Source organism: Streptomyces sp. AA1529, assembly GCF_000280905.1.
Lineage (GTDB): Bacteria > Actinomycetota > Actinomycetes > Streptomycetales > Streptomycetaceae > Streptomyces.
The window spans coordinates 35,082-54,791 of the sequence record NZ_ALAP01000038.1 but is presented as its reverse complement, the minus strand read 5'-3'; the positions used below and the strand labels follow the sequence as shown (position 1 = coordinate 54,791).

Below are 19,710 nucleotides of genomic sequence, written 5' to 3'. Positions count from 1 at the left end.
GGACGGCGCGTTCACAGTGCGGCTCCGGCCGAGTGCAGCGCGTGCTCGGGGCGGGCGGCGGCCCGCGCGCCCGCCTCCTCGCGGGAGCGCTGCCACCAGGCACGCAGCCCCCACAGGACGAGGGCGAGATAGACGACGTAGACGAGCCCGGAGAAGGCCAGGCCGCTGCTGAAGGCGAGCGGCACCCCGACCACGTCCACCAGCAGCCAGGCGAGCCAGAACTCCACCAGCCCGCGGGCCTGGGCCACCATCGCGGCCAGGGTGCCGACGAAGATGTAGGCGTCGGCCCAGGGGCTCCAGGAGAGGGCGGGCACCAGGGTGAAGAGGGTGCCGACGGCGGCCGTGCCCAGTGCGGTGCCCAGGGCGAGCAGTCCCCGCTCCCGCCAGGTGGCGAACCGTACGGCGATGGAACCGTCCTGCGCCTGCCGCCGGCCGCGTCCCCACTGCCGCCAGCCCCACAGCGCCACTCCGATGACCAGGAGCTGCTTGCCGACGCCGCCCGCCAGCTGCGCCGAGGCGAAGGCGCCCACGAGGATCAGCCCGGACAGCAGCTGCACGGGCCAGGTGGCTATGGAGCGCCGCCAGCCCAGTGCGAGTCCGAGCAGCCCCATCAGGTTGCCGAGCATGTCGGACCAGATGACGTGCTGCCCGAAGGCGGCGAACGCCTCCTGGTTCAGCCAGTGCAGGCCGCTCATCGCGCCGCCCCGCTCTGCTGTGCGGCGCCGCCCTGCGGCGAGGGTGCCGCACCGCCGGGGGGCGGCGGCTGCGGGATGCCCTGCGCGGTCGGGCCCAGCAGCCGCTCCACGTACTTGGCGAGGACGTCGACCTCCAGGTTGACCGGGTCGCCCGGCTGCTTGGTGCCGAGCGTGGTGAGGGCGAGCGTGGTGGGGATCAGGGAGACCGTGAAGTACGCGTCGGTGGCCTCCACGACCGTGAGGCTGATGCCGTCGACGGTGATGGACCCCTTCTCGACCAGGTAGCGGCCCAGCCCTTCGGGCAGCCCGATGGTGAGGTCGGTGCCGCTGTCCGCGTCCTGCCGTGCGGTGAGGGTGCCGGTGCCGTCGACGTGCCCCTGGACGAGGTGGCCGTCGAGCCGCCCGCCCAGCGCCATGGGGCGCTCCAGGTTGACCGGCGAGCCCGCGGTGAGGGCGCCGAGGCTGGAGCGCTCCAGCGTCTCGGCGATGACGTCGGCCGTGAACTCGCCGTCGCGGGTCTCCACGACGGTCAGGCACACGCCGTTGACGGCGATCGAGTCGCCGTGCCGCGCGTCGGCGGTGACACGCGGCCCGCGCAGCCGCAGCCGTGCGGAGCCGCCCCGGTCCTCGACGGCGACGACCTCGCCCAGTTCTTCCACGATTCCGGTGAACACTCAGGACTCCTCGGTCTGCTCGGGCTGCCCGGCGACGGCGGCGGACGGGCCGGTGGTCGGGTGCGCGGTGCTGCCGACCGCGGTGACCCGCAGGTCGGGGCCGATGCGCAGGGTGTCGCTCACGGTGAGCCGCAACGCCTGCGCGATCGTGCTGATTCCGGCGTTCCCCAGGACGGGCGGCCCCGCGCCCAGCAGGACGGGGGCGAGGTAGCCGACGACCCGGTCGACCAGCCCGGCGGCGACGAAGGCGGCGGCGAGAGTGGCGCCGCCCTCCAGCAGGACCGCGCGCACGTCGCGGGTGTGCAGGGCGGTCAGCAGGGCGTCCAGGTCGAGTCCGGCCCGGTCGCCGGCCGCCCGCGGCAGCCGCAGCACCTCGACCGGGCTGCCGTCGGCTGCGGACTCCAGCTCTGCGGTGTCCGCGTCCCGGGCGACGGCGATCAGGGTGGGCGCGGCGCCGTCGAGGACGCGGGCTCCGGCGCGTACGGCGGTGGCCTCGGTGTCGACGACGACGCGGAGCGGCTGGGTGGCGCCGGGCACTCCGCGCACGGCCAGGTGCGGGTCGTCGGCGCGGGCCGTTCCGGAGCCGACGAGGACGGCGTCGGACTCGGCGCGCAGCCGGTGCACGTCGGCGCGGGCCTCGGCGGAGGTGATCCAGCGGCTGGAGCCGTCGGCGGCGGCGGTGCGGCCGTCGAGCGAGGCGGCGTACTTCCAGGTGACGTAGGGGCGGCCGTGCAGGACGGAGGTCAGCCAGGCCGCGTTGCCGGCCGCCGCCTCGTCGGCCAGCAGGCCTCCTTCGACCTCGACACCGGCGGCGGCGAGGGTCGAGGCGCCGCCTGCCGAGCCGGGGCCGGGGTCGGGCACCGCGTAGACGACGCGGGAGATCCCGGCGTCGATGAGGGCGCGGGAGCAGGGGCCGGTGCGCCCGGTGTGGTCGCAGGGTTCGAGCGTGACGACGGCGGTGCCGCCGCGGGCGTCCTCGCCCGCTTCGGCCAGCGCGTGGACCTCCGCGTGCGGGCCGCCGGCCCGCTGGTGCCAGCCCTCCCCGACCTGGCGTCCCACGTGGTCGAGGACGACGCAGCCGACGACGGGATTGGGGCTGGTGGAGCCGAGTCCCCGCGCGGCGAGCGCGATGGCACGGCGCATCGCGTCGCGCTCGGCCTGCGGCGCGAGCGGCGCCTGGGGGTGGGGGGCCACCGGGTCCTCCTGCCTCTTCGGGCACGGACTCCGGGGCTGCGGGACTGTGTGACGGACGCGCGTCGGGACGACCTGCCGGAACGGGAGGGTCCGCTCCGGTCCGGCCGCAGCCTCCGGAACGGGACCGCCGGCCGGCGGCGCACCGATCGCGTCCGCCGCGCACTGCCTCCCATCCGGACTTTCACCGTCGGTCCAGGAATCTCACCTGGTCAACCGACCGCTGGAGGCGGCCGGGTCGCGGACTGTAACCGCCGGTTCGGACTTTCACCGACCCCGGAGTGCGCTGACGTCACTGGTACTCCCCCAGCTGTCGGCCGGGGGTACTCCCAGTCTGCCACGCGGGCAGGGGTGCCATGCGGGCGGCTGCTGTGCGGTGACTCACAGCAGCCCCGGGACAGCACGTGCGCCCCCCGTGTCCACGGGTGTTCGAGGGAGGACCGAGCGGGGCACGATCAGCGTCGTGGGCCGCGCGGACCCGCCGCCGGGCGGCGGTACGGACGCGCCGGAGGGCGGTGTCGGAACGTACGGCGGAGGGCGGTGTCGGAACGTGCGGCGGGGAGACGGGATGCGTACGGATGTGCCCGGACCCGATCCGGGTGCCGGGTCGGGGACCGGTACGGGGGCGGGAACCGGCCCGCAGCCGGATGCCGGCCCGGAACGGGATGCCGGTGGGGAGCCGGGGGTCGGTGCCGGGCGGCCGGCCACGCGGACGGGCGAGCCCCGGAGCGGGCCCGGAGCACGGGCCGCGCAGCACGCGCGCGCCGGGCGGGCGGCGGTCTCGGTGGTCTTCGCCGTGCACGGGACGGCCAGCGGCACGTTCGCCACCCGGATCCCCTGGCTGCGCGAGCATCTCGGGCTGAGCCCCGGCTGGCTGGGGCTGGCGCTGGTCTTCATGACGGCCGGGGCCTCCGCGGCCATGCCGCTCGCCGCTCGCGCGGCGCACCGCCACGGCCCGCGCCGGGCGCTGGCCGCGGTCTCGCTGGCCTGCTGCGCCGGGCTGGTGCTGCCGCCGCTCGCCCCGGCCCTGGGGTGGCTGTGCCCGGCGCTGTTCCTGTACGGCTGCGGGCTCGGGCTGATGGACGTGGCGATGAACGCCCAGGGGGTGCGGGTCGAGGCGGAGTACGGGCGGTCGGTGATGTCCTCGCTGCACGGGCTGTGGAGCGTGGGGACGCTGGTGGGCGGGGCGGGTGGCGTGCTCGCCGCGCACGCGGGGCTGGACGCGCGGGTGCATCTGGGGCTGGCGGCTCCCCTGCTGGCCGCGGCCGCGGTGGTCGCGGCCCGGTGGACCCCGGACCGGGAGCCACCCGGACAACCGGAGAGCGCTCGGGAGGGCGCCCGCGAGGACGAGGCGCCGCCGCGCTTCGCGCTGCCCACCCGCGGGGTCGTGGCGATCGGACTGCTCGGCTTCTGCGCGGTCTTCGCCGAAGGCGCCTCGATGGACTGGTCCGGCATCTACCTGGCGGACGTGACGGGGGCCGGGCCCGGGCTCGCCGCCTCCGCCTACACGGCGTTCGCCTGCACGATGGCGCTGGCCCGGCTGTCGGGCGACGCGGTGGTGCGGCGGTTCGGGCCGGTGGCCACCGTACGCGCGGGTGGGGCGCTGGCGGCGGCGGGCGGCGCCCTGGTGGTCGCGGCACACACGCCGCCCGCGGCCGTCGTCGGGTTCGCACTGATCGGGGTGGGGATCGCCGTGGTGGTCCCGCTGTGCTTCGCCGCCGCGGGCCGCACCGCGGCGGCAGCCCCCGGGCAGGCCATCGCGGGGGTGGCCACCCTGGCCTATGCGTCCGGCCTGGCGGCGCCCGCCGCCGTCGGCTGGATCGCCGAGTCGACCACCCTGTCGGCCTCCTTCGGCGTGGTGACCGTTCTGCTGCTGGGGCTGGTGGCGGGAGCGCGGGTGCTGCGCACCTGAGATCCGGGCGGATCCGGCGCGGTGCGGCGCCCGTTCCCGGGGGCGCCGAGGGAGGACAGAGGCACCGCACTGGTCGAACTAGTATGTGGGCCGATCAGAATCAGCCAGGCAGCGAGCGGGAGTGAACACATGGGCGGCGGGCTCGGCGTGCGGTGGAAGGTGCACGGCGACGGTCGGGTACCGGCGCCCGGCGCGGTGGTACGGCCCGACGAACGGCTCTCCTGGCCGCGGACGGCGGGCCTGGGCGCCCAGCACGTGGTGGCCATGTTCGGCGCCAGCTTCGTGGCGCCGGTCCTCATGGGGCTGGACCCGAACCTGGCGATCATGATGTCCGGCCTGGCCACGATGCTCTTCCTGCTGGCCACCCGCGGCCGGGTACCGAGCTATCTGGGGTGCAGCCTCTCCTTCGTCGGGGTGGCCGCCGCCATCCGCGGCCAGGGCGGCGACAGCGCCACCGTGACCGGGGCGATCCTGGTGGTCGGGGCCGTGCTGCTGCTCGTCGGGCTCGCCGTGCAGAAGTTCGGCGCGCGGATCATCCACGCGGTGATGCCGCCCGTGGTGACCGGCGCGGTCGTCATGCTGATCGGCTTCAACCTGGCGCCCGTCACCGCCTCGACGTACTGGCCCCAGGACCAGTGGACGGCGCTGCTGACCATGCTGCTGACCGGACTCGCGGTGGTGTGCCTGCGCGGCTTCTGGTCCCGGATCGCGATCTTCCTCGGCCTGGTCGCCGGCTATCTGATGTCCTGGACGTTCGACACCGTGTTCGGCCGGATCCACTCGCCGGACGCCGGCGGCAAGACGGTCGACCACTGGCGGCTGGACCTGTCCGGCGTGGGCCGGGCCGACTGGTTCGGGCTGCCGACCGTGCACGGCCCCGACTTCTCCTGGTCGCCGGTGCTGGTGGCGCTTCCGGTGGTGATCGCGCTGGTGGCCGAGAACGCGGGGCACGTCAAGGCGGTCGGCGAGATGACCGGCGATCCGCTGGACGACAAGCTGGGCACCGCGATCGCCGCGGACGGCGCGGGCAGCGTCCTGTCGACGGCCTTCGGCGGTCCGGCGACGACGACGTACTCGGAGAACATCGGCGTCATGGCCGCGACCCGGGTGTACTCCACGGCCGCGTACTGGGCCGCGGCCTGCTTCGCGCTGCTCTTCGGGCTGTGCCCCAAGTTCGGTGCCGTCGTCGCGGCGATCCCCGGCGGAGTGCTCGGCGGCATCACCGTGATCCTCTACGGCATGATCGGCCTGCTGGGGGCGCAGATCTGGATCAGCAACGCCGTCGACATGCGCAATCCGCTCAACCTCGTCCCGGTCGCGGCGGGCATCATCATCGGCGTCGGCGGCGTCACCCTGAAGGTCTCCGACGACTTCGAACTCGGTGGCATCGCGCTGGGCACCATCGTCGTCCTCACCGGCTACCACGCGCTCAAGGCGCTGGCCCCGCCGCACCTCAAGGCCCAGCAGCCGCTGCTGGACGAGGGCACCAGCGGCTACGACGAGCCGAGCTGACCCGCGCCGGGAGCCGTGGCCCGACCGCCGGGAGCGGTCGTGCGTCCGCCGGGTGCCGGGCGTCCGCCGGGGGCCGTCGCCGCGAAGTACCGCACCCGGTGGTCCTGTCCCACCGGCCGCATCCCGGCCGCCGCCATCACGTGCTGCGAGGCCAGGTTGTCCAGGTCGGCGTCGGCCTCGACCCGGACGACGCCCTGTGACCAGGCGAAGGCCAGCAGCGCGCGCAGCGCCTCGGCGGCATACCCCTGGCCGCGTGCCGAGGCGTTGAGGCCGTACCCGACGGTGACGGCATCCGCCGCACCTGCCGCCCGGTCGAGGCCGATGCCGCCGATGGCGCGGCCGTCGTCGCGCCGCCGGATCTCGTAGTTGCCGACCGGCCGGTGATCGCCGTCGGTGCCGGACGCCGCCAGCAGGACCTGGGCGCCCCGCACATCCATCGCATCCGGGTACCCGGGCCCCCACCGGTCCCCGGGACCGGGCCTGCGCCGCACGACCCGTTCGGCCTCCTCCCGGGTCATGGGGTGCAGCACGAGCCGCTCGGTGTGCAGGTCGGCCCTCTCGGAGGTCATGGGCGGAGTATCCCGCCATCCCGTCCGCGGCGCACCCGAGTTGAACGAGGGGCGCTCGTCCTCCGTCCGGGGGCTGCCGGGGCCGTGCTGCCCGCGGCGCGGCCCTGCGGCTGTCAGGCTGCCCGGCATGACCTCCATCGAGCAGGTGCCGGCGCAGCGCGCGGCAACGGCCGCGCCCATCGCCGATGTGACGGCCCGGATGCGCGAGATCGGCGCCATACTGCCCAGGCAGGACGGGGTGGCCGTGTTCAACCGGGTGTACCTGTCGGTGACCGAGGAGCTCGAACGGCGGCTGGCCACCGGGCACTTCCGGGACCGGGCCGCCACCGGGGAGCTGGGCAGCCGGTTCGCGCAGCGCTTCCTGGACGCGGTGGACGCCGAGGCGGCCGGGCTGCGGATGCCCGCGTGCTGGCGGCCGCTCTTCCGCTTCCGGCGCCACCCCTCCGTCCATCCGCTGCAGTTCGCGCTAGCCGGCATCAACGCGCACATCGGCCACGATCTGCCGCTGGCGCTGGTGGACACCTGCCGGGCGCTGCACGCCGAGCCCGAGGAACTGGAGGCGGACTTCGAGCGGATCGGCGAGCTGCTGACGGGACTGGAGGAGCGCATCCGGGAGGACCTGATGCCGGGCCCGGACCTGCTGGACGTGGCCGATCCGCTCACCCACCTGGTCGGTTCCTGGAGTCTGGAGCGGGCCCGCGCGGGCGCCTGGGTGTCGTTCCGTGCGCTGTGGGGGCTGCGGAGGTGCGGCGAACTGCTGGCGGAGACGGCCGAGGGGATCGACGCGACCGTCGGCATCGCGGGCCGCTGCCTGCTGACGCCGCTGTGGCACGGCTGACCGCGGCCGCACCGGGATCACCGGGGGGGGGCGGCATTGCCCGGCGCGCGCGCATCGCGTATGCAGGGACGCTCCGGTACCAGGGTGCCGGAGGTGAACTGCCGGGAACCGGCGGGCAGATGGAGAGCTACGGAGGCGACATGGCGCTGCGACTGGGGCTGGGGCTGCCGCAGACCGGCACGTACGACCTGACGGCCGACGTGACGGAGGTGGCACGGGCGGCCGAAGAACTGGGGTACGACAGCGTCTGGGTGCTGGAGCGGCTCATGCGCCCCGAGGAACCGCTGGACGACATGTACCTGGTACCGGGGATGCGGTGGGCGGACTACTTCCGGTCCGTCGCCGACCCGCTGGTCACCCTGTCGCTGGCCGCCGCCGTCACCGAACGGGTGCGGCTGGGCACGGCGGTGCTGGTCGGCCCGCTGCACCAGCCGCTGCTGCTGGCCCGCGCCCTCGCCTCGCTGGACGCGGCCGGCGGCGGCCGGCTCGTCGCGGGGCTGGGCACCGGCTGGTCCCGGGACGAGTACGCCGCGGCCGGCGCCGAGCACGCCGCCCGCGGGGCGGCCCTGGACGAACTGCTGGACGTGTGCGCCGCGGTGTGGGGGCCGGACCCGGCCGCCTACGAGGGCCGGCGGACCCGGTTCTCCCCCTCGGCGATCGGCCCCAAGCCCGCCCGCCCGATCCCCGTGCTGCTGGCGGGCGGCACGGACAAGGCCCTGCGCCGCCTGGTGCGGCGGGCCGACGGGTGGCTGCCCTCGATGCTCTCGAACGAGCAGATCGCCACCACCCGGTCGCGGATCGCGGAGCTGGCCGGAGAGGCGGGCCGGGACCCGGCGGAACTGTCGACCACCGTACGGGCGGCGGTCCAGCTCACCGACCGGCCGGTGGAGGGCAGGCGCCGTCCGCACCACGGCAACGTCGAGCAGATCGTCTCGGACCTGACCGGCGCGGTGCGGGCGGGCGTCCAGGAGGTCCTGCTGGACGCCCAGTTGACGTGCCGCGACGCGCAGGAGCTGATCGGGACGGCGAAGGTGCTGCGGGAGGCGGTGACCGAAGCGGGCCTGTGAGGCGGGGCCGGCGCCGCCGGGCTGCGCCGTCCCGCCCCCGGCCGCCGGTCAGTCCTCCGGAAGCCGCACCGGCTCGATCTCCTCGAACACGTCCCCCGGGCCGGGGTTGGCGGGGTCGGTGGTGCCGCCCAGCTGGTGCATGACGCCCCACACGGCGTTGAGCGCGGTCTGCACGGCGCCCTCGGCCCAGCCCGCGGTCCAGGAGATGTCGTCCCCGGCGAGGAAGAGGCCGCGCCGGTCGGCGGGCAGCGTCTCCTGCATGAAGTGGGTGAACAGCCGCCGCTGGTAGCGGTAGTGGCCCGGCAGGTTGGCCTTGAACGCGCCGAGGAAGTACGGCTCGTCCTCCCAGGAGACGGTGAGCGGGTTGCCGGTGATGTGCTTGCGGATGTCGACGCCGGGATAGATCTCGCCGAGGGACTTGAGCATCACCTCCATCCGCTCCTCGGCGTCCAGCGGCAGCCACTTGAGGCTGTCGTCGCACCACGTGTACGACAGGCAGATCACGGCCGGCTTGTCGGGGCCGTCGTCCAGCAGGTAGGTGCCGCGCGTCATCCGGTCGGTGAGGGTCATGCTCATCGTGTCCCGGCCGGTCTCCGGGTCCTTGTCGAGCCAGAACGGCCGGTCGACGGGCACGAACAGCTTGGAGGACTCCATGTAGTGGGTGCGCTCCACCGCGGTCCAGTGGTCGATGGGCAGCAGCGCGTCGTCGCAGTCGATCCGGCTCAGCAGCAGCCAGGACTGGGCGGTGAAGACCGCCGCACGGTAGGTGCGGATGTCCCCGTCCGCGTCGGTGACCGTCACCCGGTTCCCGGCCGTGCGGTGCAGCCTGGTGACGGCGGGGCGGTGCGCCCCGCCGGGGTGCAGTGAGCTGAGGCTGGTGCCCTGCGGCCAGTGGACGAGCTTGTCCGGCTGGTGTTCCCACAGCCGCAGCGGAAGCTGCTGGCAGCCGCCGACGATGCCGCGGTGGTCGTCGTCCGCGCCGGTGTAGACGACGCGCAGGATCTCCAGGATGGAGTTGGGGAAGTCGGTGTCCCAGCCGCCGGTGCCGAATCCGACCTGTCCGAAGATCTCCCGGTGCCGGAAGGAGGAGAAGGCAGCGGAGTCGCACAGGAAGCCGTAGAAGGTCTGGTTGTCCAGCTTCTCCACCAGCCGGGACCAGATCCCCCGGATCCGGGGGACGTCCCGCTCGCGTATCGCCTCCTGCATCGCGGAGAAGTCGGCGCCCTCCTCCAGGCAGGCGTTCCACGCCTCCATCACCTGGTGGTAGACGGGCGGCAGGTCCTCCAGGGTGCGCGCGTAGTGCGGCTCGCCCTTGAGGTCGACCACGGTGGAGGGGGTGTCGGGAGCCAGCGGGTTGGGGAACGGCTCGGTCTCCAGGCCCATCAGATCGATGTAGTGCTGGAAAGCGGTCGAGGACGGCGGGAAGCGCATGGCGCCCATCTCGGCGCGCAGCGACGGGTCGCCGCCGTCGAACGTCGCCGTACGCAGCCGGCCGCCGAGCTGGTCGGCCTCGTGGACGACCGGCTTGAGCCCCATCTTCATCAGTTCGTACGCCGCCACCAGGCCCGAGAGGCCGCCGCCGATCACCGCGACCTCGGTGCCGTGCTCGGTCGGCGGAACGGCCCCCAGGCCCGTCGGGTGCGCGAGGAAGTCGTCGTAGGCGAACGGGAAGTCGGGGCCGAACATGGTCAGCGGGCCCTGGGGCGGCTGCTGTGCGGTGTCGCGCTGCTCGTCGTGGTCGTGGGCGGCGGTGGGCACGGTGGAGGTCATGCGGGGTCGCTCCTGGGAGTACGGGCCGGCCGCGCGGGGCGCGCGGCCGGCCTGGAGGGGGTCAGTGCGCGTAGAGCTCGGGGCGGCGGTCGGCCAGATACGGGTTGCGGTCGCGGGAGGCCCGCAGCGCCCCGGGGTCGACGTCGGCGACCAGCAGCGCGGCCGTCCGGCCGTCGGCCCGCACCGGCACGGTGCCGTCGGGCGCGGCCAGACAGCTCAGCCCGGCGAAGTCGAACGCGCCTTCGGGGCCGACGCGGTCGGCGTAGGCGACGTAGAGCTGGCTCTCCACCGCGCGCGCCGGGACGAGGGTCGTGGCGACGGTGTCGTAGGGCCGCATCAGCGCGGTGGGCACCAGCAGCAGGTCGGTACCGGCCAGGGCGTGGGCGCGGACGGCCTCCGGGAACTCCACGTCGTAGCAGATCAGCAGGCCCAGCCGGAGCCCGTCGAGGTCGGCCTGGACGGGCAGCCGGGTGCCGGGGGTGTAGTGCTCGGCCTCGTAGGGGCCGTACAGGTGCGTCTTGCGGTAGTCGGCGAGTGCCGCACCGTCCGGGCCGACCAGGCGGACCGCGTTGTGCACGGCACCGTCCTCGCCCGCCTCGGGGTACCCGTAGACGAGGGCGATCCCGTGCTCGCGGGCGATGCGCGAGACGGCCGCCGCGGCGGGTCCGCCGGCCGGCTCCGCGACCTCGGCCGGGTCCTCCAGCGCATAGCCGGTGAGCGAGAGTTCCGGGGTGACCAGCAGCCGGGCGCCGCGTGCCGCGGCGTCCCGCGCGGCGGCGTCGAGCGCGGCCGGCCCGCGGGAACCGGGCTGGTCCTGGGTCTGGAGGAGAGCGATACGCACGCATCCGAAGCTACGGGCGCGCCCGGTGCGCCACAAGCAGCGGATCTTGCGGAGAGACCCGCACTCCGTTGCGTGCTTCTGCCCGGAATCGTCGATGTGTTGCGCCGGGTGTCCTGGCTCACAGCCTGGACACCCGGTTCACAGCGGAGGCCCGGCCGTGTAGCGCCGGAGCAGCGGGGAGAGCACCAGGACCGACTTCGTCCGCTCGACGAACGGCTCCCCCGCGATCCGCTCCAGCACGGCTTCGAAATGCCGCATGTCCGCGGCGAAGACCTGCACGAGCGCATCGGCCTCGCCGGTGACGGTGGAGGCCGCCGCCACCTCGGAATAGTGCGCCAGCGCCCGGTGGATGTCCTCCGGCGAGGTGCGGGAGCGGCAGTACATCTCGATGAATCCCTCCGTCTGCCAACCCAGCGCCGAGGGGTCGACCCGCACCGTGAACCCGGTGATGGCACCCCGCTCCCGCAGCCGGTCCACCCGGCGTTTGACGGCGGGAGCCGACAGGCCGACCTCGGCCCCGATGTCGGCGTACGTACGGCGGGCGTCCTCGGCGAGGGCGTGGACGATGCGTTCGTCGAGATCGTTCAGTGGCACGGCGACAGTAGAACACGGCGCGGCGGGCGGTCCGGCGCGGCGGATACGGCGGGCGCCGCGCAGCCGCGCCCGGGAGCGCCGGCCCCGGTCAGGGCCACCGGTGGCTGCGGGGCGCGCACCGTCCGCGGCGCGGCGGGCGCCCCGGGGCCGCGCCGCGCGGTCCGGCCGGTGCCAGGAGGCGGCACGCTGCCGCGGGGCGGGCACCGGCGCGGACGGGCGGGCTCACCAACTGGCGTGCAGGGGCTTGCCCTCCGCGTAGCCGGCGGCGCTCTGCACGCCGACGACGGCGTTCCCGGCGAGCTCCTCCAGCGTCGCCGCGCCCGCGTAGGTGCACGCCGAGCGCAGGCCCGCGATGACCGAGTCGATCAGGTCCTCGACACCGGGGCGGGCCGGGTCCAGGAACATCCGGGAGGTGGAGATGCCCTCCTCGAACAGGCCCTTGCGGGCCCGGTCGTAGGCGGACTCCTCGGCGGTCCGGTTGCGCACGGCGCGTGCCGAGGCCATCCCGAACGACTCCTTGTAGAACCGCCCGTCGGCGGACTGCTGGAGGTCGCCGGGGGACTCGTGGGTGCCGGCGAACCAGGAGCCGATCATCACGTTGGAGGCTCCGGCGGCCAGCGCCATCGCGACGTCGCGGGGGTGCCGCACCCCGCCGTCGGCCCATACGTGCTTGCCGAATCTGCGGGCCTCGGCGGCGCACTCCAGGACGGCCGAGAACTGCGGCCTGCCGACGCCGGTCATCATGCGGGTGGTGCACATGGCGCCGGGGCCGACGCCGACCTTGACGATGTCCGCGCCCGCCTCGACCAGATCGCGCACGCCACGGGCGGCCACCACGTTGCCGGCCGCGATCGGCACGGCCGGGTCCAGCGCGCGGACCGCCCGCAGCGCCTCGAGCATGCCCTCCTGGTGGCCGTGCGCGGTGTCCACCACCAGGGTGTCGACCCCCGCTGCCAGCAGGGCCTCGGCCCGGGCCGCGACCTCCCCGTTGATGCCGACGGCGGCGGCGATCCGCAGCGCTCCGCCGGAGTCGACGGCGGGGGTGTAGAGCGTGGCGCGCAGCGCGCCCTTGCGGGTGAGGATGCCCACGAGCCGGCCGTCGGAGTCGACGGCGGGCGCGAACTTGCGGTGGGCGGCGTCGAGCCTGTTGAACGCCTCGCGCGGGTCGATGTCCGCGTCGAGCACCGTCGGCTCGGCCGTCATGACCTCGGAGAGCTGGGTGAAGCGGTCGACGCCGGTCAGGTCGGACTCGGTGACGACGCCGACGGGCCGGCCGTCGCGGCAGACGACGCCCGCGCCGTGCGCCCGCTTGGGCAGCAGCGAGAGCGCGTCGGCCACCGTCTGGGTGGGCGCGAGGGTGATGGGGGTGTCGAGGACGTGGTGCCGCTGCTTGACCCAGCCGATGACCTCGGTGACGACGTCGATCGGGATGTCCTGCGGGATCACCACGAGCCCGCCGCGGCGGGCCACGGTCTCGGCCATCCGGCGCCCGGCGATGGCGGTCATGTTGGCGACCACCAGCGGGATGGTGGTACCCGTCCCGTCGGGCGAGGAGAGGTCGACGGCCTGCCGGGAGCCGACCGCGGAGCGGTTGGGCACCATGAAGACGTCGTCGTACGTCAGGTCGTACGGGGGCCGCTGATCATTGAGAAAACGCACGTACTTCAGTCTCCCATGTCCGCACACCCATGCGAGTGCGGACGATCCACCGGAGTAGCGGGATCCGGCTGGTGGGATCGTACGAGGCCGTGACGGGGAGCGGGGCGGCCCCGCACGGAGAGTGAGCACGCCGGGGGCCCGTGGAGGGTGGCTCGGTCACGAGGGATGCCCGGTGCCGCCGACCGGGTCCGGCAGGCCCTCGGCGTCCGGGACCGCCGCCTCGCGGCGCACCGCGTCGGTGCCGGCCGGCTCCCGGCGGGTACGGCGGGCGTCCATCAGCCGTTTGAGGCCGCGTACGGCCGGTTCGGTCCAGCGGGCGGTCAGCGGGCCGAGGATCACCATGATCATCACGTAGGAGGTGGCCAGCGGGGTGATCCGGGGATCCGTGCTCGCGGCGAGCCCCGCGATGACGATGGAGAACTCGCCGCGCGCCACCAGCGCCCCGCCGGCCCGCAGCCTGCCCCTGCTGCCCACACCGGCCCGGCCCGCCGCGTACCAGCCGGTGAGCGCCTTGGTCACGACGGTGACCGCGGCCAGCGCCAGCGCGGGAAGCAGCACCGGGGGGATCTCGGCGGGTGCGGTGTTGAGCCCGAAGAAGACGAAGAAGACGGCCGCGAACAGGTCGCGCAGCGGGGTGAGCAGGCTGCGCGCGTTCTCCGCCGTCTCGCCGGAGAGCGCGATGCCCACCAGGAAGGCGCCGACGGCGGCCGAGACCTGGAGCTTCGCGGCGATCCCGGCGATCAGCAGGGTCAGTCCGAGGACGACGAGCAGCAGCATCTCGGGCGTGTCGGAGCTGACGGCGCGGCTGATGTGGCGGCCGAACCGCAGCGCCGCGAAGAGCACGATGCCCACGGTCCCGACCGCGACGATCATCGCGAGGCTGGTCCCGGCCAGGCCGAGCCCGGCCACCAGCGCCGTGAGCAGCGGCAGGTAGAGGGCCATGGACAGGTCCTCGATCACCAGGACGCCCAGGATCACCGGTGTCTCCCGGTTGCCGAGCCTGCCCAGGTCGGTGAGGACCTTGGCGATGACTCCCGACGAGGAGATCCAGGTGACGCCCGCCAGCGCCACGGCCGCGACCGGCCCCCAGCCCAGCAGCAGGGCGGCCACGGCGCCCGGCACCGCGTTCAGCGCGAAATCCACCATCCCGGACGGGTACTGCGTCTTCAGACTCGTCACCAGTTCCGAGGCGCTGTACTCCAGGCCGAGCAGCAGCAGGAGCAGGATCACCCCGATCTCCGCGCCGACCTCGATGAACTCCTCGCTGGCGGTCAGCGGGAACAGACCGCCCTGCCCGAACGCCAGGCCGCCCAGCAGATACAGCGGGATCGGGGAGAGACCGATGCGGCCCGCGAAGCGGCCGACCAGTCCCAGGCCCAGGATGACGGCGCCGAGTTCGATCAGCAGGACGGTGGTGTCGTGCACAGAGGGCCTTTCAGTCGTCCGGCGGCTGTCCGTGGTCGGGCGGCTGTCCGGGGCGGCGCACGGCCCCGGCGGGACCGGACCGCGCGAGCGGTGCTGCTCAGGTACCGGCGATGATCCGGGTCAGTTCGTCCACGCCTTCCCTGGTGCCGACCGCGACCAGGGTGTCGCCCGCCTCCAGCCGGAAGTCGGGGGTCGGCGAGGGCACCGCGCCGGTCCGCCGCAGCACCGCGACGATGGACGCGCCGGTACGGGTCCGTGCCTGCGTCGCCCCCAGCGGCTCCCCGCTGTAGGGGGACTGGCCCGACATCGGGATCCGGACGGTGACCAGGTCGATCTCCATCTCGCAGCTCCCCAGCCGCGGGCTCTCCCCCGGGGCGAGGATCTCCGCGAGGGAGGCGGCCTCCTCGTTGTCGAGCTGCACCGTGGCCTGGCAGGCGTCCGGGTCGTCCTCGCGGTAGAAGCCGAGGAACCTGCGGCCGTCCTGGTGGGCCACCACCGAGATGTGCCGGCCGTTCCGGGTGGTGATGTCGTACTGCTTGCCCAGCCCCGGCAGCTTGGTGCTCTTGGTCGTCATGGCTGGCCGCCTTTCGCGAACCTACTGTGATGCGGCGGTACTGTCCGGGTCCGTACGTTCCAACGCGGGGCGCGGCCCCGGTTGTTCCTCGTTCAACAGCCAGTCGGCGGCCGCCGTGTCGGTGACCAGGCTGGTGACCAGTCCGGAGCGCAGCACGGCCCCGATGGCCGCGGCCTTGCGGTGCCCCCCGGCGATGGCGACGACCTCGGGGATCCGGCGCAGCCGCTCGGCCTCCACGGTGATGCAGCGCTCCCCCAGGTCCCGGCCGATCCGCCGGCCCTGCGCGTCGAAGAGGTGCGCCGACATCTCCGCGGCCACCCCCAGCGACGAGTAGTGGTCCCGCTCCTGCGCGCTGAGCATGTCGTGCACCGTGGAGATCCCCGGCTCCCAGGAGCCGATGGAGACGGCGGCCACGGTGACCTTGTCGAAGTACTCGAAGGCCCGGGCGATGCCCGTCTGGTTGCGCAGCGCGGCAGCGGTGGCACTGTCCGGCAGCAGCATCGGCGCGTAGACCGGGTGCGCCTCACCGCCGGCCACCTCGGCCGCCCGCCGTACGGCCTCCACCGAGCCGCGGTCGGCCGTACCGGCGTCGTAGACCCCGGTCAGCTGCACGACGGTGCAGGGCGGCAACTGGCGTAGCGCGGTCGCCATGTGGATGGTGGAACGGCCCCAGGCCAGTCCCAGCACATCGCCGTCGGTGACCAGTTCGCCGAGCAGGTCCGCGGCGACCTCGCCGAGGTTCTCCGGATCCGCCGCGTCGTCCACGGCCTCGGTGGGCGACTCGACGACCACCGCGTGCCGCAGACCGAAGCGGGCGCGGAGCGCGTCCGAGCGCTCGGCGTCCAGCTCGGCCGGGACCCGGATCTCGATCCGCACCAGGTCACGTTCGAGCGCGGTCTCCAGGACCCGGGCCACCTTGAAGCGGCTCACCCCGAACTCGTCGGCAATCTGGATCTTGGATTTGCCCTCCAGGTAGAAGCGGCGCGCCATCGCCGCGGCCTGCATGAGTTCGGCGGGTCCCATTCGCGTGGATCGCCCCGACGACACCGCTCTCACCTCACTGTCTTGCTGTGTCCGCGCTGCCGGCGCTCACGCGCCGCGCGTTCATCCTTGCAGATCCCCGGCCCATGGTGACCGTCCTCACTCCCGGCCCTCCCCGGCGGGCCCCGCCGCCGCTGCCGCCTGTCGCCGCAGCGCCCGCACGGCCGCCGCCGGATCCTCGGCCCCGTAGACGGCCGAACCGGCGACGAACACGTCGGCGCCCGCCTCCGCGCACCGCTCGATGGTGGCGGCCGAGACGCCGCCGTCCACCTGGAGCCACATCTGCAGCCCGTGCTTGTCGATGAGCTGCCGGGTCCGGCGGATCTTCGGCAGCATGATGTCCAGGAACGCCTGCCCGCCGAAGCCCGGCTCCACCGTCATGACCAGCAGCATGTCCAGCTCCGGCAGCAGGTCCTCGTACGGCTCGATCGGAGTGGCCGGCTTCAGCGCCATGGAGGCGCGGGCGCCCTTGGCCCGGATCTCGCGGGCCAGCCGCACCGGTGCCGCCGCGGCCTCCGCGTGGAAGGTGACCGAGCCGGCGCCGGCCTCCACGTAGGCGGGCGCCCAGCGGTCCGGCTCCTCGATCATCAGATGGCAGTCCAGCGGGATGTCCGCGGCCCGGCCCAGCGACTCGACCACCGGCGTGCCCAGGGTCAGATTGGGCACGAAGTGGTTGTCCATCACATCGACGTGGAGCCAGTCGGCGCCCTCCGCGCCTCCGACCCGCCGCGCCTCCTCCGCGAGGCGCGCGAAGTCTGCCGACAGGATGCTGGGGTTGATCTGAGCCATGACTACCAGTATTCCGTGTGTGCGTTCGAGGTGATCACGCGGTGCGGCGCAGCAGCGCCAGATACATCGCGTCGGTGCCGTGCAGATGCGGCCAGAGCTGGATGTCGGGGCCCGCGCCCAGGTCCGGGACGCCGGGCAACAGGGGGCGCGCGTCCAGCCGCTCCGCGGCCGTCGCGCCCTCCTTGGCCAGCTCCCGCAGGACGTCGTCCACCACGGCACGGGTCTCGGCCAGGTGCGGCGAGCAGGTCACATACGCGACGACGCCGCCGACCCGGGCCGCCTCGAGCGCCTGGCGCAGCAGCGCGCGCTGCAACGGTGCGAAGCCTGCCAGGTCCTCCGGACGCCGCCGCCAGCGCGCCTCGGGCCGGCGCCGCAGCGCCCCCAGCCCGGTGCAGGGCACGTCGACCAGTACCCGGTCGAAGCTCCCGGGCCGCCAGGCGGGGCGGGTGCCGTCCGCGGCGACCACGGCCCACGGGCCCGGATTGCCCCGCAGGGCGCGCTCCACGAGCCGGGCGCGGTGCGGCTGCTTCTCGGCCGCCAGCAGCGCGGCCCCCCGCTCGGCCGCCAGCGCGCCCAGCAGCGCCGCCTTGCCGCCGGGGCCCGCGCAGACATCCAGCCAGCGCGCGTCGGCGCCTTCCACCGGCGCCTCGGCCAGGGCCAGCGCGACGAGCTGGCTGCCCTCGTCCTGGACTCCGGCCCGGCCCTCGGCCACGGCCTCCAGCGCACCGGGCTCGCCGCCCTCGGCCAGCCGGACCGCGTGCGGCGACCAGCGGCCGGGCACCGCCTCGCCGGTGGCCCGCGCAGCGTCGTGCAGCTCCTCGGTGGTGGCCCGCCCGGGCCGGGCCACCAGGGTGACCTCGGGCCGTTCGTTGTCCGCCGCCAGCAGCGCGGTGATCTCCTCGCGTCCGCCGCCCAGCGCGTCCCACAGTGCGGAGACCACCCAGCGGGGGTGCGCGTACCGCAGTGCGAGGTGCTCCTCCGGGTCCTCGTCGTAGGGCGGTGCGACGCGCTCCAGCCAGCCGTCGAGGTCGTGCGCGGTCAGCCGCCGCAGCACCGCGTTGACGAACTTCGCCCGGCCGTCGCCCAGCACCACCCGGGCCAGCTCGACGGTGGCGCTCACGGCCGCGTGCTGCGGAATGCGGGTGCCGAGCAACTGGTGGGCGCCCAGGGAGAGGACGTCCAGCACCGGCGGGTCGACCTCGCGCAGCGGCCGGTCGACGCACTCGGCGATGATCGCGTCGTAGGTGCCCTGGCGGCGCAGCGTCCCGTATACCAGTTCGGTGGCCAGCGCGGCGTCCCGCGCGTCCAGTCCGCCCTGTGCCGGGTCCTTCTCCCGGGCCTTGCGCAGCAGCGGCGGCAGGACGAGATTCGCGTAGGCGTCCCGCTCGTCCACCGCGCGCAGCGCCTCGAAGGCGAGGATGCGGACGGGGTCCTTGCGCGGGCGCCGGTAGCGGTCGCCGCCCCGGCGGGGTCGAGTGCTCACAGGTGAAGGTGCTCCGCAAGATCAGGGTGTCGAGACCCCCACCCTACGGCCCGGCCGGGGAAAGGCCACGACGGGTCGTGCGCGGCCCCGGGCCGCCCGGTTCAGGAGTCCGGGGTCTCCGGGGCGTCGAAGCGGGCGCCCTGTTCGATGCGGGTGCCGCGGGCCCAGTCGGCGGCCCGCATCGGCTTCTTGCCCTGCGGCTGCACCCACTCCAGCTCCACGGGGTGCGAGCCCGTCCCGACGTGCACGGCGTTCTTGCCGACCAGCAGTTCGCCGGGGGCGGCGGTCGCGGAGCCGGCACCGCTGTCGGGCAGCAGCGAACGGACCTTCAGCCGCTCGCCGCGGAAGGCGGTCCAGGCGCCGGGCGCGGGCGAGCAGGCGCGCACCACCCGGTCGACGCGGAGTGCGGGCGCCGCCCAGTCGATCCGGGCGTCCTCCACGGAGATCTTCGGCGCCAGCGAGACGCCTTCCTGCGGCTGCGGCACCGCCTGCAGCGTGCCGTCCTCGATCCCGTCCATGGTGGCGGCCAGCAGGCCGGCGCCGGCGAAGGCGAGCCGGGTCAGCAGGTCGCCGCTGGTGTCGCGGGACCGCACCTCCTCGGTCACCACGCCGTAGACCGGCCCCGAGTCCAGTCCTTCCTCGATGAGGAAGGTGCTGGCGCCGCTCATCCCGTCGCCGGCGAGCAGCGCGTGCTGCACGGGCGCGGCGCCGCGCCAGGCGGGCAGCAGCGAGAAGTGCAGGTTGACCCAGCCGCGGGCGGGCACGTCCAGCGCCACCCTGGGCAGCAGCGCGCCGTAGGCGACGACGGGGCAGCAGTCCGGCCCGATCTCGCGCAGCCTGGCCAGGAAGTCCTCGTCCCGGGGGCGGGCGGGCTTCAGCACCTCGATGCCCTCCTCCTCGGCGCGCTGGGCCACCGGGCTGGGCACCAGCTTCCGGCCCCGTCCGGCGCGCGCGTCGGGCCGGGTGACGACGGCGGCGACCTCGTGCCGTGCGGAGGCGATCAGGGTGTCGAGCGCGGGGACGGCGACCTCGGGAGTGCCGGCGAAGACGAGCCTCATCAGTGGCGAACCACCTCT

At 74.6% G+C, this 19,710-nt stretch carries 18 protein-coding genes and 1 riboswitch; of the genes, 4 read left to right on the top strand and 14 right to left on the bottom strand.

Annotation, left to right across the window (positions count from 1 at the left end; translation table 11 throughout):
• Positions 1–11 precede the first annotated feature (11 nt).
• The 3 genes from A949_RS0111620 to ribD are packed head-to-tail and all read right to left on the bottom strand — an operon-like array spanning position 12 to position 2,512.
• Entirely contained in the window at positions 12–695 is a 684-nt protein-coding gene (locus tag A949_RS0111620; RefSeq protein ID WP_019356182.1) for a nicotinamide mononucleotide transporter family protein, read from the bottom strand.
• On the bottom strand, positions 692–1,369 hold the full coding sequence (locus A949_RS0111615) for a riboflavin synthase (RefSeq protein ID WP_019356181.1): 678 nt from the start codon (positions 1,367–1,369) through the stop codon (positions 692–694). Before A949_RS0111615 ends, A949_RS0111620 begins: the two co-directional genes overlap by 4 nt.
• A complete protein-coding gene (gene ribD, locus A949_RS0111610) occupies positions 1,370–2,512 on the bottom strand; it encodes a bifunctional diaminohydroxyphosphoribosylaminopyrimidine deaminase/5-amino-6-(5-phosphoribosylamino)uracil reductase RibD (protein ID WP_078565401.1) in 1,143 nt (380 codons plus the stop codon).
• 206 nt (positions 2,513–2,718) lie between these two features.
• Positions 2,719–2,849: riboswitch (FMN riboswitch) on the bottom strand.
• A gap of 279 nt (positions 2,850–3,128) precedes the next feature.
• Here ribD and A949_RS0111605 point away from each other — a divergent pair.
• Complete coding sequence (locus tag A949_RS0111605; RefSeq protein WP_019356179.1) at positions 3,129–4,472, top strand: MFS transporter; 1,344 nt, start codon at positions 3,129–3,131, stop codon at positions 4,470–4,472.
• Between the two features lie 129 nt (positions 4,473–4,601).
• Complete coding sequence (locus A949_RS0111600) at positions 4,602–5,984, top strand: uracil-xanthine permease family protein (RefSeq protein ID WP_019356178.1); 1,383 nt, start codon at positions 4,602–4,604, stop codon at positions 5,982–5,984.
• Here the strand turns inward: A949_RS0111600 and A949_RS0111595 are convergent.
• Positions 5,966–6,553: a GNAT family N-acetyltransferase gene (locus A949_RS0111595; RefSeq protein WP_019356177.1), complete on the bottom strand. Its 588-nt coding sequence runs from the start codon at positions 6,551–6,553 to the stop codon at positions 5,966–5,968. The genes A949_RS0111600 and A949_RS0111595 overlap by 19 nt on opposite strands.
• Positions 6,554–6,680: 127 nt before the next feature.
• Between A949_RS0111595 and A949_RS0111590 the strand changes: the two genes are divergently transcribed.
• Together A949_RS0111590 and A949_RS0111585 are read left to right on the top strand one after the other, a co-directional pair.
• Complete coding sequence (locus A949_RS0111590; protein ID WP_019356176.1) at positions 6,681–7,391, top strand: DUF5995 family protein; 711 nt, start codon at positions 6,681–6,683, stop codon at positions 7,389–7,391.
• A gap of 119 nt (positions 7,392–7,510) precedes the next feature.
• Complete coding sequence (locus tag A949_RS0111585) at positions 7,511–8,458, top strand: TIGR03619 family F420-dependent LLM class oxidoreductase (RefSeq protein ID WP_019356175.1); 948 nt, start codon at positions 7,511–7,513, stop codon at positions 8,456–8,458.
• A gap of 48 nt (positions 8,459–8,506) precedes the next feature.
• Here the strand turns inward: A949_RS0111585 and A949_RS0111580 are convergent, their stop codons facing one another.
• From A949_RS0111580 to fmt, 10 genes are all read right to left on the bottom strand, one after another.
• Complete coding sequence (locus tag A949_RS0111580; protein ID WP_019356174.1) at positions 8,507–10,228, bottom strand: flavin monoamine oxidase family protein; 1,722 nt, start codon at positions 10,226–10,228, stop codon at positions 8,507–8,509.
• Between the two features lie 61 nt (positions 10,229–10,289).
• Complete coding sequence (locus A949_RS0111575) at positions 10,290–11,069, bottom strand: nitrilase-related carbon-nitrogen hydrolase (protein WP_019356173.1); 780 nt, start codon at positions 11,067–11,069, stop codon at positions 10,290–10,292.
• Positions 11,070–11,207: 138 nt separating this feature from the next.
• Positions 11,208–11,663, bottom strand: coding sequence for an Lrp/AsnC family transcriptional regulator (locus A949_RS0111570; RefSeq protein ID WP_019356172.1), 456 nt, complete (start codon positions 11,661–11,663; stop codon positions 11,208–11,210).
• 222 nt (positions 11,664–11,885) lie between these two features.
• On the bottom strand, positions 11,886–13,322 hold the full coding sequence (locus A949_RS0111565) for a GuaB1 family IMP dehydrogenase-related protein (RefSeq protein WP_019356171.1): 1,437 nt from the start codon (positions 13,320–13,322) through the stop codon (positions 11,886–11,888).
• Between the two features lie 156 nt (positions 13,323–13,478).
• Positions 13,479–14,747, bottom strand: a complete 1,269-nt coding sequence (locus tag A949_RS0111560; RefSeq protein ID WP_019356170.1) for a cation:proton antiporter — start codon at positions 14,745–14,747, stop codon at positions 13,479–13,481.
• Positions 14,748–14,844: 97 nt separating this feature from the next.
• The gene (locus A949_RS0111555) at positions 14,845–15,321 is read right to left on the bottom strand and encodes a cation:proton antiporter regulatory subunit (protein ID WP_019356169.1); all 477 of its coding nucleotides are present in this window, start codon (positions 15,319–15,321) and stop codon (positions 14,845–14,847) included.
• A gap of 21 nt (positions 15,322–15,342) precedes the next feature.
• On the bottom strand, positions 15,343–16,344 hold the full coding sequence (locus tag A949_RS0111550) for a sugar-binding transcriptional regulator (protein ID WP_019356168.1): 1,002 nt from the start codon (positions 16,342–16,344) through the stop codon (positions 15,343–15,345).
• Positions 16,345–16,461: 117 nt separating this feature from the next.
• Positions 16,462–17,151, bottom strand: a complete 690-nt coding sequence (rpe, locus tag A949_RS0111545) for a ribulose-phosphate 3-epimerase (RefSeq protein ID WP_019356167.1) — start codon at positions 17,149–17,151, stop codon at positions 16,462–16,464.
• A 34-nt stretch (positions 17,152–17,185) separates the two neighbouring features.
• Positions 17,186–18,634 carry an RsmB/NOP family class I SAM-dependent RNA methyltransferase gene (locus A949_RS0111540; RefSeq protein ID WP_019356166.1) on the bottom strand — a complete coding sequence of 483 codons (1,449 nt, stop codon included), beginning with the start codon at positions 18,632–18,634 and terminating at the stop codon, positions 17,186–17,188.
• A gap of 101 nt (positions 18,635–18,735) precedes the next feature.
• Complete coding sequence (gene fmt / locus A949_RS0111535) at positions 18,736–19,692, bottom strand: methionyl-tRNA formyltransferase (protein WP_019356165.1); 957 nt, start codon at positions 19,690–19,692, stop codon at positions 18,736–18,738.
• Positions 19,693–19,710 lie beyond the last annotated feature (18 nt).